The organism is Blautia sp. HCP3S3_D9, from assembly GCF_052063845.1.
Lineage (GTDB): Bacteria > Bacillota > Clostridia > Lachnospirales > Lachnospiraceae > Blautia_A.
This window is the reverse complement of sequence record NZ_JBQHWS010000022.1, coordinates 1-13,320: the sequence shown is the minus strand read 5'-3', so window position 1 is coordinate 13,320 and position 13,320 is coordinate 1. Positions and strand designations below refer to the sequence as shown.

General features: G+C 42.5%; 11 protein-coding genes. 8 read left to right on the top strand and 3 right to left on the bottom strand.

The window, feature by feature from the left end; genetic code table 11:
• Window positions 1-89 precede the first annotated feature (89 nt).
• The 6 genes from ACTNES_RS06690 to ACTNES_RS06665 all read left to right on the top strand — a co-directional run bounded on the left by ACTNES_RS06690 (window position 90) and on the right by ACTNES_RS06665 (window position 8,450).
• On the top strand, window positions 90-323 hold the full coding sequence (locus ACTNES_RS06690) for a polya polymerase (protein ID WP_118511845.1): 234 nt from the start codon (window positions 90-92) through the stop codon (window positions 321-323).
• A gap of 305 nt (window positions 324-628) precedes the next feature.
• Entirely contained in the window at window positions 629-1,867 is a 1,239-nt protein-coding gene (locus tag ACTNES_RS06685) for a CobW family GTP-binding protein (RefSeq protein WP_300334197.1), read from the top strand.
• Window positions 1,868-1,971: 104 nt separating this feature from the next.
• Entirely contained in the window at window positions 1,972-2,922 is a 951-nt protein-coding gene (locus tag ACTNES_RS06680) for a TIGR03943 family putative permease subunit (protein WP_216460112.1), read from the top strand.
• A gap of 14 nt (window positions 2,923-2,936) precedes the next feature.
• Window positions 2,937-3,518 (top strand): aminoacyl-tRNA hydrolase, encoded by a 582-nt coding sequence (pth, locus tag ACTNES_RS06675; protein ID WP_216460111.1) that lies wholly within the window; start codon window positions 2,937-2,939, stop codon window positions 3,516-3,518.
• A 193-nt stretch (window positions 3,519-3,711) separates the two neighbouring features.
• The gene (gene mfd / locus ACTNES_RS06670; protein ID WP_441038966.1) at window positions 3,712-7,029 is read left to right on the top strand and encodes a transcription-repair coupling factor; all 3,318 of its coding nucleotides are present in this window, start codon (window positions 3,712-3,714) and stop codon (window positions 7,027-7,029) included.
• A gap of 167 nt (window positions 7,030-7,196) precedes the next feature.
• Window positions 7,197-8,450, top strand: coding sequence for a peptidylprolyl isomerase (locus tag ACTNES_RS06665; RefSeq protein WP_300334205.1), 1,254 nt, complete (start codon window positions 7,197-7,199; stop codon window positions 8,448-8,450).
• A gap of 117 nt (window positions 8,451-8,567) precedes the next feature.
• Here the strand turns inward: ACTNES_RS06665 and ACTNES_RS06660 are convergent, their stop codons facing one another.
• The 3 genes from ACTNES_RS06660 to ACTNES_RS06650 all read right to left on the bottom strand — a co-directional run bounded on the left by ACTNES_RS06660 (window position 8,568) and on the right by ACTNES_RS06650 (window position 11,693).
• Window positions 8,568-9,629, bottom strand: a complete 1,062-nt coding sequence (locus ACTNES_RS06660) for a GGDEF domain-containing protein (protein ID WP_291818605.1) — start codon at window positions 9,627-9,629, stop codon at window positions 8,568-8,570.
• A 61-nt stretch (window positions 9,630-9,690) separates the two neighbouring features.
• Window positions 9,691-10,494 carry an HAD family hydrolase gene (locus ACTNES_RS06655; RefSeq protein ID WP_441038963.1) on the bottom strand — a complete coding sequence of 268 codons (804 nt, stop codon included), beginning with the start codon at window positions 10,492-10,494 and terminating at the stop codon, window positions 9,691-9,693.
• On the bottom strand, window positions 10,494-11,693 hold the full coding sequence (locus ACTNES_RS06650; RefSeq protein WP_291806398.1) for a DUF4317 domain-containing protein: 1,200 nt from the start codon (window positions 11,691-11,693) through the stop codon (window positions 10,494-10,496). The genes ACTNES_RS06655 and ACTNES_RS06650 overlap by 1 nt, the downstream gene beginning before the upstream one ends.
• A gap of 256 nt (window positions 11,694-11,949) precedes the next feature.
• On the opposite strand from ACTNES_RS06650, the gene ACTNES_RS06645 reads away from it, so the two are divergent.
• Together ACTNES_RS06645 and ACTNES_RS06640 are read left to right on the top strand one after the other, a co-directional pair.
• Entirely contained in the window at window positions 11,950-12,468 is a 519-nt protein-coding gene (locus tag ACTNES_RS06645; protein WP_177269716.1) for a nitroreductase family protein, read from the top strand.
• Window positions 12,469-12,503: 35 nt separating this feature from the next.
• Window positions 12,504-12,920: an acylphosphatase gene (locus ACTNES_RS06640; protein ID WP_320813463.1), complete on the top strand. Its 417-nt coding sequence runs from the start codon at window positions 12,504-12,506 to the stop codon at window positions 12,918-12,920.
• Window positions 12,921-13,320 lie beyond the last annotated feature (400 nt).

Genomic DNA, 13,320 nt, shown 5'->3' with positions numbered 1-13,320 from the left:
AATTGCTTTTTAGTTATAATTGCGCTATAATTAGCGCGAAAACAAGGAATAGAGAGAATAAACGGTTACATGTTGAAAGGAGAATGAACATGAAAGTATCTAACATCAAAGATATCGAGAAGTTTTTTGACGTAGTTGACAGCTGCGAAGGAAGAGTAGAATTAGTAACAGGCGAAGGTGACAGACTGAACCTTAAATCCAAATTATCCCAGTATGTATCTCTGGCAAACATTTTCTCAGGTGGAGAGATCCCGGAACTTGAGATCGTTGCTTATGAGAAAGAAGATATTGATAAATTAATGAGCTTTATGATCAACGGTTGATCATAGAAATACAGGTGGGGACATGATTTTGGTCATGTCCCCTTCTTTGCGTGTGACGGGCTTGAAACTGTCTGAAAGCTTGTGTATAATAAAGGCGTTATGGCTACTGTTCACTGGTAACATTCCGCGAAGCGTGTTTCTGGAAACGGAATGAACAGTAATGTGCTACAGGTAAAATAATAAGTGGACGGATTGTTGAATAGTTTCAGACATTCTCTTACAGAATAATAAGACATCAGAGAAAAGTTTTCCTCTGACATTATTACGCATGATAAACATAAAAATAGAAAAGGAGAAACAAAACGATGGCAACTAAGATTGATATTATCTCAGGTTTCCTGGGAGCTGGTAAAACTACATTGATCAAGAAGCTTCTGAAAGAGGCTTATGCAGATGAGCAGGTTGTACTGATCGAGAACGAATTTGGTGAGATTGGTATTGACGGTGGATTTCTGAAAGAAGCTGGAATCGAAATCCGTGAAATGAATTCCGGATGTATCTGCTGCTCTCTGGTTGGTGATTTCGGAACTTCCCTGAAAGAAGTTGTTGATAAATATCATCCGGACAGAATCCTGATCGAGCCTTCAGGTGTTGGTAAACTGTCAGATGTTATCAAAGCAGTACAGGGTGTACAGGGTGATGTAGATATCGTACTGAACAGCTATACAACTGTAGTTGATGCTAAGAAATGCAAGATGTACATGAGAAACTTCGGTGAGTTCTTCAACAATCAGGTTGAATATGCAGGTGCGATCATTATGAGCCGTACAGATATCATTGATGAGAAGAAAGCACAGCAGGCGATGGAACTTCTCCGTGGAATCAATGCAAAAGCAGCGATCATCACAACTCCAATCGAGAAGCTTGACGGAAAGAAGATCCTTGAGGTTATGGAAAAACCGGTATCTCTGGAAGAAGAGCTGATGGCAGAGGAAGAAGTTTGCCCTGAGTGTGGACATGTACATGAACATGGCGAGCACCATCATCATGATCACGATGATGAATGTGGCTGCGGACACGACCATGACGAGCACGAACATCATCACGATCACGAAGACCATGAGCATCATCATGACCACGAGTGTGGCTGCGAGCATGACCATGAAGATCATGACCACCATCATGATCATGAAGACCAAGAGCATCATCACCATGATCACGATGATGAATGCGGCTGCGGACATGACCATGATGAACACGAACACCATGACCATGAATGTGGCTGCGGACACGATCATAATGATCATCACCATCATCATGCAGATGAAGTATTCACAAGCTGGGGCCGTGAGACAATCAAGAAGTACACAAGAGAAGGTCTTGAGAAGATGCTTGAAGCACTTTCTGCTTCTGAAGATTACGGTATTATTCTCCGTGCAAAAGGAATGCTTCCAGCAGAGGACGGAACATGGATCTACTTTGATATGGTTCCGGAAGAAACAGAGATCCGCGAGGGTGCACCGGAATATACAGGCCGCCTGTGCGTGATCGGTTCTAAGCTGAAAGAGGATAAACTTGCAGAATTATTTGGCCTCGCAGAATAATCATTGCAGATAAAATTACTTTGATGCAGAACAGATGCTGTTGCTCATTCTTTACATGACAGCAGGCAGATAACTATAGAATTCAGATAAAGGAATAAACGATTATGGATGATATCAGAGTTCCCATTTATTTAGTTACGGGATTCCTGGAGAGTGGAAAGACAACTTTCCTGGACTTTACATTACAGCAGGATTACTTTGCCATTGATGGCAAAACTCTGCTGATTCTTTGCGAAGAAGGCGAAGAAGAATATGATATGGATAAACTGAAACTTGCAAACACAGTTGTGGAAGTGATCGAGGATGAAGAAGACCTCACACCTCAGCGTCTGGCTGCTATGGATATCATCCATCAGCCGGAGCGTGTTGTTATTGAGTACAACGGAATGTGGCTTGTAAGCAAATTTGAACAGATGGAACTTCCGGAAGGATGGGGTATCGAGCAGGAAATTACCTGCGTAGATGCTACAACTTATCAGGTTTATATGGCAAACATGAAGTCTTTGTTCATGGACATGATCAGAAATACAGATATGGTTGTATTTAACCGCTGTAAAGAGGGAGATCCGCTTCCTGCATACAGACGTGGGATTAAAGTTGCAAACCAGAGTGCAGAGGTCATCTTCGAAGATGAAGAGGGAGAGATGGACGATATTTTCCAGGATGAGATGCCATTCGATATTGATGCGCCGGTTATTCAGATTCCACCGGAAGATTACGGTATCTGGTTTGTTGATGCCATGGATCACCCGGATAAATATGCGGGCAAGACTGTCAATTTCAAAGGACGTGTCATGAAACCGCGCGGAATGGGAAGTAAATTCTTTGTTCCGGGTCGTGTGGCAATGACCTGCTGCGCAGATGATACTACATTCCTGGGGTATATCTGCAGAAGCGATAATGCATCTCATATCAAAGAAGGAAGCTGGGTAGAAGTGACTGCAAAGGTTGCTTTCGAGTACCGTACAGAATATCAGGACGAGGGCATTGTGCTTTATGCAAGTGAAGCAAAAGAATGCGAACCGCTGAAAGATGAGATGGTATACTTCAACTAACAGGAGAAACACATATGTATTTAGTAGTTGGCCTGGGAAATCCCGGGAAGCAGTATGAAGCAACACGCCACAACATGGGTTTTGACACCATTGACCAGCTGATAGAGGATTACAATGTACCTCAGGGCGGTGTGAAGTTCAACGCTATGTATGGCAAGACCATGATTGGCGGAGAGAAAGTAATCCTTATGAAGCCGCTCTCTTTTATGAATCTGAGTGGTGGACCTGTCCGCGAAATGGCGAATTATTTCAAGATAGATCCGGAGACAGAACTGATCGTTATTTACGATGATATTGATCTGGAACCGGGACAGCTGCGCATCCGTAAGCAGGGAAGTGCAGGTGGCCATAATGGAATTAAAGATATTATCCGTCAGCTTGGTACAGAGAAATTTCTCCGCATTAAAGTTGGCGTAGGAGCGAAACCGAAGGGATGGGATCTGGCAGATCATGTACTTGGCAGATTTTCCACAGAGGATCGCAAACTTGTGGATGAGGCAATTGAAAAAGCTGCGAAAGCTGTGGATATCATGATTTCACAGGGCGCAGATGCGGCAATGAACGAATATAACAGAAAAGTACCTGTACAGAAGTAAGAAACAGAAGGTCAGTGATTGGTGACTGGCTGTTTTGAACGAAAAGGACGATGAAGAAAAGCGGTGGCTGTTAATGATGAGATACCCAGAAACAGATGCCGCTTTTGTCATGCAGGAACTTTGAATGGAATATGTGGATGCAAATGTAACTGCTGTTTTTCAGCAGATTTATGACAGGAAATAAGAGGTGAACATGAAGGCATTTTTGACACCTCTGCAGGGACTTGCAGAGTTTGAACAGATAAAAGAACAGAGCAAAACAAATAAAGGGATTCTGCAGGTTTCAGGATGTATGGAATCGCAGAAATCTCATCTGATGTACGGCCTTTCTGAGATTGCACCGTACCGTCTGATTCTGGCGGAGGATGAACGGAGAGCCAGAGAGATCTATGAAGATTATCGTTTTTATGATAAGAAAATTTACTCTTATCCTGCGAAGGACCTTCTGTTTTTTCAGGCAGATATTCATGGGAATCTGTTGATCAGACAGAGGATGAAAGTAATCCGTGCATTGTTGGAAGAGAAAGAGCTTACAGTGATTACCAGCATTGACGGATGTATGGATTTTCTGGAGGATCTGGAGAAAATAAAGAGCCAGCTGATTCATTATGAAAGCGACAGTGCCATAGATATGGATGAGCTGAAAAATAAACTGGTGGAACTGGGTTATGAGCGTGTGGGTCAGGTAGAGATGCCGGGTCAGTTCTCTGTGAGGGGCGGCATTGTAGATATTTATTGTCTTACAGAGGATAACCCCTGGAGAATTGAGCTCTGGGGTGACGAAATTGATTCGATCCGGAGTTTTGATGCGGAGAGTCAGCGTTCCCTTGAGAATCTGGATGAGATTACAATTTATCCGGCAGTTGAACATGTAGGGAAAGAGAATAGGGTTTCTTTTCTGGATTATTTTCCTGAAGACAAGTCTATCATTTTTCTGGATGAGCCGAACCGTTTAACTGAGAAGGGGGAAGCGGTGGAAGATGAATATCGCCAGAGTCGTATGCACAGAGAGGAAAAAGGAAGCCAGAATCTGCCTGAGAACTGGTTGTGTTCATTTGAACAGCTTCAGAAAGAACTGAATAAGCGTAACTGTGTGTCTGTCTGTGCATTGGAACCGAAGCAGGCGGGATGGAAAGTCAGAGAGAAGTTTTATCTGGAAGTGAAGTCTGTCAGTGCTTATAACAGCAGTTTCGAACTTCTGGTAAAAGATCTTCATCAGTATAAGAAACGGGGATACAGAATTGCATTACTCTCCGGTTCCCGTACCAGAGCAGAACGACTGGCAAAAGATCTCCAGGCAGAAGAACTAACTGCTTTTTACGGACAGGATTATGACAGAGAAATCAAGCCAGGTGAGATTATGGTGGTCTATGGCCATGCGAAAAAAGGGTTTGAATATCCGTTGATTAAGTTTGCAGTGATGACAGAGTCTGATATCTTTGGTCAGGAACAGAAGAAACGAAAGAAGAAAAAGAACTACAACGGAAAGCGCATCCAGGATTTTGCAGAGCTTTCTATTGGCGATTTTGTGGTACATGAGAAGCATGGGCTTGGTATTTACCGTGGAATCGAGAAAGTGGAAGTGGATAGGATCGTCAAAGATTATATTAAGATTGAATACCGCGGCGGCAGTAATCTTTATATTCTGGCAACGCAGCTTGACTGTTTACAGAAATATTCTGGCGGAGATACGGCGAAAGCACCGAAACTGAATAAGCTTGGCACTCAGGAATGGAATAAGACCAAAAGTAAAGTCCGGGGCGCAGTAAAAAATATAGCAAAAGAACTGGTAGAACTTTATGCAGTGCGCCAGGAAAAAGAAGGTTATGTCTGTGGCCCTGATACAGTATGGCAGAAGGAATTCGAGGAGATGTTCCCGTATGAGGAAACAGAGGATCAGCTGAGTGCGATTGAAGACGCGAAGCGGGATATGGAAAGTACAAAGATCATGGATCGACTTGTGTGCGGCGATGTGGGTTATGGAAAGACAGAGGTTGCATTGCGTGCAGCATTTAAAGAAGTTCAGGAGAGCCGACAGGTGGCATACCTTGCACCGACGACAATTCTGGCACAGCAGATTTACAACACCTTTGTCCAGAGAATGAAAGAGTTTCCTGTACGAGTGGAATTGTTGTGCAGGTTCCGTACGCCTGCGCAGCAGAAGAAAGCAATTGAAGACCTGAAAAAGGGACAGGTAGATGTGATTATCGGAACTCACAGAGTCCTGTCGAAAGATGTCCAGTTTAAGAATCTTGGTCTTCTGATTATTGATGAAGAGCAGCGCTTTGGAGTTGCACATAAAGAGAAGATTAAACAACTGAAGAAAGATGTGGATGTATTGACGCTCACAGCAACGCCTATCCCACGTACGCTGCATATGAGTCTGATTGGAATCAGAGATATGAGTGTTCTGGAGGAGCCGCCTATGGACAGAATGCCAATCCAGACATATGTAATGGAATATGATGAGGAGACTATCCGTGAAGCGATTAACAGGGAATTGCGGCGCGGCGGACAGGTTTATTATGTTTATAATCGTGTGACAGATATTGCGGATGTTGCGTTGAGGATTGCAAAACTGGTGCCGGATGCGAGAGTGGATTTTGCCCATGGGCAGATGAGTGAGAGAGAACTTGAGAACGTGATGTATTCTTTTGTAAACGGAGACATTGATGTGCTGGTGTCTACCACTATTATTGAAACGGGACTGGATATTTCCAATGTTAATACAATGATTATCCATGATTCGGATAGATACGGGCTTTCCCAGCTCTATCAGCTTCGTGGAAGGATCGGACGTTCCAACAGAACTGCTTATGCGTTTCTGATGTACAGACAGAATATGATGTTGAAGGAGACTGCAGAGAAGCGTCTGGCAGCGATTCGTGAGTATACGGATCTTGGAAGTGGATTTAAGATCGCCATGCGTGATCTGGAACTTCGTGGTGCCGGAAATCTGCTTGGAGCGCAGCAACATGGTCATATGAATGCTGTGGGATATGATCTTTACTGTAAAATGCTCAGCGAAGCAGTCAAGGAAGCAAAAGGAATTCATACTATGGAAGACTTTGAGACAACGATCGATCTGAATATAGATGCATATATTCCTGATTCTTACATCAGCAATGAATTTCAGAAGCTTGATATTTATAAAAGGATTGCAGGAATTGAGAATCAGCAGGATTATGATGATATGCTGGAGGAACTTCTGGATCGCTTTGGTGAGCCGGGAAAAGCAGTTCTGAATCTTCTTGCCGTTGCGAAGCTAAAGGCGATTGCGCATCAGGGTTATGTGACGGAAATTAAGCAAATTGGAAAAACAGTTCGAATTACCCTTTATGAAAAGGCACGATTGGATCCTGAAGGAATTCCGCTTTTAATGCAGAAATACAGGAGAGGCCTGCAGTTTAAAAATGAGCAGGAACCGAAATTTATTCTGGAACTCCAGGGAAATCTAATTCTGGCATTAACGGAATTTGCGGAAGAGCTGAAGGATATGGCGGAGAGCTGAAGAATATGGTAAATAGTGATAAATGTGTGAATTGTATTATATATTTTTTAATTTACCTTGCCCTCGGCGGGAAAAAAGTTTATACTCTAGTATACTAGTAATAGCACGATCCGGAAAATGGGAGTATAAAATTATGAAAGCGCCGGATTGATAATATGGAGGAAGAAATGAAAGAAATGGCAAAGAGAACAGCCGTAGCAGCACTGGCAGGCGTGATGTCAGTTGGTATGCTCACAGGCTGTGGAAGTAAAACATTAGATGGAACAAAAACAGTGGCTACCGTAGATGGAACAGAGATTCCGCTTGGAGTTGTAAGCCTTTATGCCCGTGAACAGCAACAGCAGACAACTTCCATGTACTTAAGCTTTATGGGAAGTGCAGACAATATTTGGGATCAGACAGCAGATGAAGATTCCGGAGAGACTTATGGTGATCAGGCAGTAACTACAAGCCTGGAATCCATTGAGAAGATGTATGTCCTGAAAGAGAAAGCTGCTGACTACAATGTAGAACTTACAGAGGATGATGAAGCAGCAATTGCAGATGCAGCATCACAGTTCATGGCTGCTAACAGTGAAGATACGATCAAGGAGCTTGCTGTCACAGAAGATCAGGTAAAGACCTTACTGGAACTTCAGACTATTCAGAAGAAGATGTATGATCCGGTTGTAGCTGAGGGAAATATCACTGTTTCTGATGATGAAGCAAATCAGACAACCTTTACTTATGTAAGTATTTCTACAAGCGGCGATGATGTAACAGACGAAGATAAAGAAACAAAAAAAGAACAGGCGCAGGAGATTCTGGATAAGATGAAAGAAGATCCGACAGCAGATATGAGTGAGGTTGCAAGTGCAGTAGATGAAAGCTATTCTGCAGTACAGGGTAACTTTACTACAAAAGAAGGCGAAGATGAGGATGAAGACTCTACAGGAGCTGCATATCCGGATGAAGTTCTGACAGTATTACGTGGACTGAAGGACGGAGAGGTTGCAGACGATATTATTGAGACTGACACTGGATACTATGTAGTAAGACTTGATAAGATCAATGATGAAGATGCAACTGCATCCAAGAGAGAATCTCTTCAGAACTCCAAAGAAAGCACATATTATACAGATACAACTAATCAGTGGTTAGATGACGCAGATGTAAAAGTAGAGAAGAAAGTGCTTAAGACACTCAAGATCACTGATAACCATACATTTACAGCTCCAACTTCTACACCTACACCATCACCGGAAGCAACGCCTACTCCTGAAGTGACAGAAGAGGCAACACCAACACCGGAGGCAGAGGTTACAGAGGAAGCAGAAGTAACTGAGACACCGGAAGCTGCAGAAGAAGCAGAAGCAACTGCAACACCTGCGGAAGAAGCAACTGAGACTCCGGAAGCAACACCTACAGAAGCTGCCAAATAAGCAGAAACTTTATATAGAAATAGAGAAAAATAAAAGCAACTATATTGGAAATGTAATAGTTTCCGTATAGTTGCTTTTTATTGTGCTCAGCTAATGCATTCTTTTATTGTAATATTTTCAGGAGATGACTGTATCACGTCCATGAGTTTTGCCATAATAGAGCTTATCATCTGCACGCTTAACCATTTCGGAAATGTTGGAGTGGAAATCGTTTTCCTCTACTCCGAAAGTCATGGTCACATGCAGGGTGAGATCTTTGTATGTGATGACACTTTTGCTGACTGCAATATTAATTTCACTCATAATTGAAGAAGCATGATCCAGATTAATTCCCGGAAAGAAGAACAGAAATTCTTCGCCACCCCATCTGCAGACATGCCCCATTCCAAGTGTTTTCTCTTTAAACAGGTTGGAGAGAGATTTTAATACCTGGTCGCCGCAATTGTGACCATAGGTATCGTTGACTTTTTTGAAGAAGTCAATATCTCCGATAGCAATACTGAAATTCTCATTCGGGTTTGCTTTGATATGATTTTCAAGGATTTCTTCCATACGACGTCTGTTATAAAGGGAAGTGAGAGGGTCGGTTCCTGCCTGCTGGCGAAGTTCCATGTTGTACAGAAGCAGGTGCTTCTCTGTTTTTTGCAGATTAGCACTGAATGTCATACAGATCATACCCATGATCACGAAAGACAGAATCGTATTTACAATCTGAAGGATCAACATATGCGGCTCCGTCAGAATATATACCGGTGGATGACTCTGGCAGTGAAAAAACAGGGCCATTCGCAGGATAAACAGAAAAACTGCAAAAGCAATCTTGTTAAATGTTGTATCATATAAAGAAAACATAGAGATCAGCATCAGTGGCAGAATAAAGTTTGTTCCACCGCAATTCCATCCATAATAATAGATGAAATAAGAAATCCATCCTGCAGAAATCACAACATAAAATAAAAAGTTCCACCGTATAAAAATACGATTCATGAAGTGTCTTGCCAGGAGTGAAACTGCCAGCCATACTGTGACTGGCAGTGCATTAAGCGGATATCCGAAGCATGCTATACATACCATAAATAGCAGAAAATATACGATATACACATCATAGGATCTTTTTAATGCAAGAGAGAAATACACAGGTGTTGTTTCTGCGTCGAATTTGTGATTGATTATACTCATATTGGTTCTCCTCTATCAGCAGAGGATCGCATCCGTCTTGCAAAATGCAATCCTGGCTGTATTATGGAATGAGATAATAATATTTCAAAGCATTGGCAATTCCATTGTCTCTGATATCAGTTGTCTGATAAGTGCAATGTGGAAGGATCAGAGGATCACATTGCCCCATTGCGACACTGATTCCGGCGAATTGAAGCATAGGAAGATCATTGGTACTGTCTCCAAATGCAAAAGTATTCTCAATAGGTATGTCAAGCCGATCAGCAAGAAATTGGATGCCGGTTGCTTTGCTGCAGTGTTTCTGAGTAATTTCCCAGGCCGCATCGTCATGGATAAAACAGGAAAAATGTTCATCTACAAATCTGCGGAAAGTTTCTGTGTCAGAATCCACGTTCGGAAAAGCAAGAAATTTATCAAAAGTAAAGGTATCATACATTTCCGGAGTATAGAGTGACAGATCTTCAACTTCAACTTCTGCTTTCAGATTGCGGATAGCTTCGGGAAGCGTTGGAGCTTTGCCATCGTATAAAAGTTTATCTGGATGTTCAAAGAAAGCAGGGATTCTGCATTGGCGTAATTTCTCTATAATCTCACGACAGAGTTCATTGGGAATCATACTGGAAAATAGCAGTTCACCGTTCATGTAAATCTGACTTCCGCATCCGCATACATAACCATCAAATCCGAGATCTTTTATTATGGAGGGAGTCATAGCATAAGTGCGCCCGGAATTAATGAAAATCAGATGTCCGTTGGAGCGAGCTTCTTTTAATGCCTGTCTTGCGCTGTCCGGGACAGCCCACGGATAAGGGGTAAGTAAAGTTCCGTCAATGTCAAAAAATAAAAGTTTACGATTGTTTTCCATCAGATGCCTCCTTCTGTATCTGTTGTGGATTCATTATCTAAATCTCCACTGTAGTCCCCGGCAGAAGACGTGCTGTCTCCGGTATGTACACGAATGCCATTGAGCTCGACTTCACCTTCCATTGGGATCACGAGACATCTGCGTCCGTCGATCACACGGGTTTCGACAAGATCTGCGCGTTCCGGATCTACGTGGACGACAACATCCGGAGTTTTGATTTCGAACCTTCTTGTGTTTGTGATATTAGAAGCCACCAGAGAGGATTTTTCACCTGCGGTGATTTCATATTGCTCGTCAAAAGTTTGCAGCTTTTCATCTTCTACGCCGCATTCTTCGAAGAGGCGTTTTACTTCTGATTTGGTCAGAACAACAGGATCCGGCTCATCTTTCTGAGATTCGATCAGATCATTTAATTTTTCATGAATATTTAATACGGTATCATATTTACAGTCTTCGCCCAGAGTATCTTCGACCAGAGCATTAAAGGAATCACGCTGTCCACCGGCAGAAAGAGGAGCGTTGCAACCGAGCAGTTCATCAATAAAGATGTCGCGGAGTTCATTTGCATTCTTACTATAATAAAGGACTCCGTGGATGTCTGTGCTGCGGTCATTAAACTGTGGGAAAAGGAATGCCACATCAGGAAGTTCTACGATCCAGTCGCGGATACGATCCTGAATGCTGTTGGTTTCTGCATTGTAGCAAAGACCTGCCTTGGAAAGTTTTACAGGGCAGATACAGCACATGATATGTTCATAAATCTCATCAGATGCGTCAAACATTTCGGCACCATCGGAGGATTTTCCTGGAATATCATATACGCCATGAATAAGGATGATGTAGTAATTTTCTGGATAATCGTAGTTTTCAATGATTTTATCGTAGAAGGATTCTACAAGGGCAGCATCTGTAAGTTTGCTCTCTCTGAGCTTCATAAGAAAGTGCTGTGTGCCACCCTCAGACTCTTGCTCAAGTGGAAACTCCATGTTCATGAGATTCTTTCCGATGGTTCCGGAAAGGGATTTGCGGAATATATCAAAGTATTTGAACATTTCTTCTTCAGAAAGGGAGAGAAATGCTTCTTTTAATTCAGTTTTCTTGTTCTTTTCTCCGTCAACGTAGCATCCGCAGATGCGGGTGATGGAACAGTTCTCTGGTGTGAACTGTTTCTTGATTTCAGAAATTTCTTTTTTGTTCATATAATCTGTACACCTCGTAATAATATGCCTTTTATTATAGCCCAGTTATAGCTTTGTGGCAAGGTTGATTTCGGCACCTGGTCACATTTTAGATGCCTGAAACAGATGGATGCGTAATTATGTGACCGAGAATTTACAGGTGTATTTTGCCAATGTCCATGCTATAATATAGGAAAATATTGTTACGTTTTACCCGGAAGGGGATAACGTTAAAGTATCTTTAACAGAAGTAAATGAGCACAGGAGGATATAGGCGATGAATGAAGCTATGAAGAATCTTTTGGAACGAAGAAGTGTACGTGGATATAAAAAGGATTTGGTCCCGGCAGAAGTGCTGGATGAGATTTTGGAAGCAGGTAAGTACGCACCAAGTGGAATGGGACAGCAGAAAACTCTTATGGTTATAACTCAGAAGCCGGAGCTTGTTGCGAAACTTTCTAAAATGAATGCAGATGTGATGGGAGCCAAGAGTGATCCATTTTATGGTGCACCGACAGTTGTGATCGTTTTTGCAGACAGTGAGCAGGGTACCTGTGTGGAAAATGGAAGTCTTGTTATGGGGAATCTGATGAATGCGGCTCATGCGGTTGGAGTGGATTCCTGCTGGATTCATCGTGCGAGAGAGGTGTTTGATTCAGAAGAAGGTAAAGCACTGAAAGCTGAGTGGGGTGTACCGGAGTCTTATATTGGAATTGGTCATTGTGTGCTTGGATATCGTTCTGGAGAATATCCAGAAGCTAAAGCAAGAAAAGATGGTTTTGTAATTAAGGTTTGATATCTGGTTGATGTGACTGATGTGGGGATGACAGTGTGAGTATTTTTAAGAGGAAGAAGTATCAGACTTTTTTGGAGGCTTCCGAAGGAACGGAAGTTTCTGAGGATTCTGGGGAATATGCCAGAGGGATATGGGATGGACATAAAGGCAATATAGAACAGGAGGGAAAGTCTGAGATGAGTGAGGATCTGATCAGGAAGCATTATTGGTTTTCGGGGAGAGTGCAGGGGGTCGGATTTCGGTATCGGGCTTGTTATATTGCCAGTTCTCTGGGGGTGACCGGATGGGTGAGGAATAACTGGGATGAGCGTGTGGAGATGGAAGCACAGGGAACCAGGGAGCAGCTTGCCAGGATGGTGGAGATGCTGTATAGGCAAAGTTTTATTGGGATTGAGGGGGTTGAGGATAGGATTATTCCGGTTGAGGTGGAGAGTGGGTTTTATGCCAGATAGAAGAGGAATGTAAGCTTAAACAATTCTCTTTAGTTTGATGCCGGGGCTTAAGAAAAGATAAGGCTTGGAAGATATGCTAAAGGGGACGCAAGCACAAATCATTTTCTTAAGACCCTGCAAAGGTCGCCGAAGAGAATGATTTGTGCTTGCTGGGACTGGTGGCTTGAGTGGTAGTCTTTTCTTATATATAGTAGAGAAAGTATGGGATTATACATATATGTAGTGGATGATGTAAATCTGTTGTCAAATGCAGGGGAGTTATGCGACCGACAGATTTTTGGGTGAAATGAAAAAGTTTGTCAAATTATGAAATTAACTGTTGACATTAGTCAGCTCTGGTGTTATATTAGTTGAGCTGTCGGAAATAATTGTTTCTTGAAAAGAGATAATTCAAATAGAT

Coding starts and splice junctions, on each gene's coding strand:
- ACTNES_RS06690 (WP_118511845.1), top strand. CDS start 90: ATGAAAGTATCTAACATCAAAGATATCGAGAAGTTTTTTGACGTAGTT.
- ACTNES_RS06685 (WP_300334197.1), top strand. CDS start 629: ATGGCAACTAAGATTGATATTATCTCAGGTTTCCTGGGAGCTGGTAAA.
- ACTNES_RS06680 (WP_216460112.1), top strand. CDS start 1,972: ATGGATGATATCAGAGTTCCCATTTATTTAGTTACGGGATTCCTGGAG.
- pth (WP_216460111.1), top strand. CDS start 2,937: ATGTATTTAGTAGTTGGCCTGGGAAATCCCGGGAAGCAGTATGAAGCA.
- mfd (WP_441038966.1), top strand. CDS start 3,712: ATGAAGGCATTTTTGACACCTCTGCAGGGACTTGCAGAGTTTGAACAG.
- ACTNES_RS06665 (WP_300334205.1), top strand. CDS start 7,197: ATGAAAGAAATGGCAAAGAGAACAGCCGTAGCAGCACTGGCAGGCGTG.
- ACTNES_RS06660 (WP_291818605.1), bottom strand. CDS start 9,629: ATGAGTATAATCAATCACAAATTCGACGCAGAAACAACACCTGTGTAT.
- ACTNES_RS06655 (WP_441038963.1), bottom strand. CDS start 10,494: ATGGAAAACAATCGTAAACTTTTATTTTTTGACATTGACGGAACTTTA.
- ACTNES_RS06650 (WP_291806398.1), bottom strand. CDS start 11,693: ATGAACAAAAAAGAAATTTCTGAAATCAAGAAACAGTTCACACCAGAG.
- ACTNES_RS06645 (WP_177269716.1), top strand. CDS start 11,950: ATGAATGAAGCTATGAAGAATCTTTTGGAACGAAGAAGTGTACGTGGA.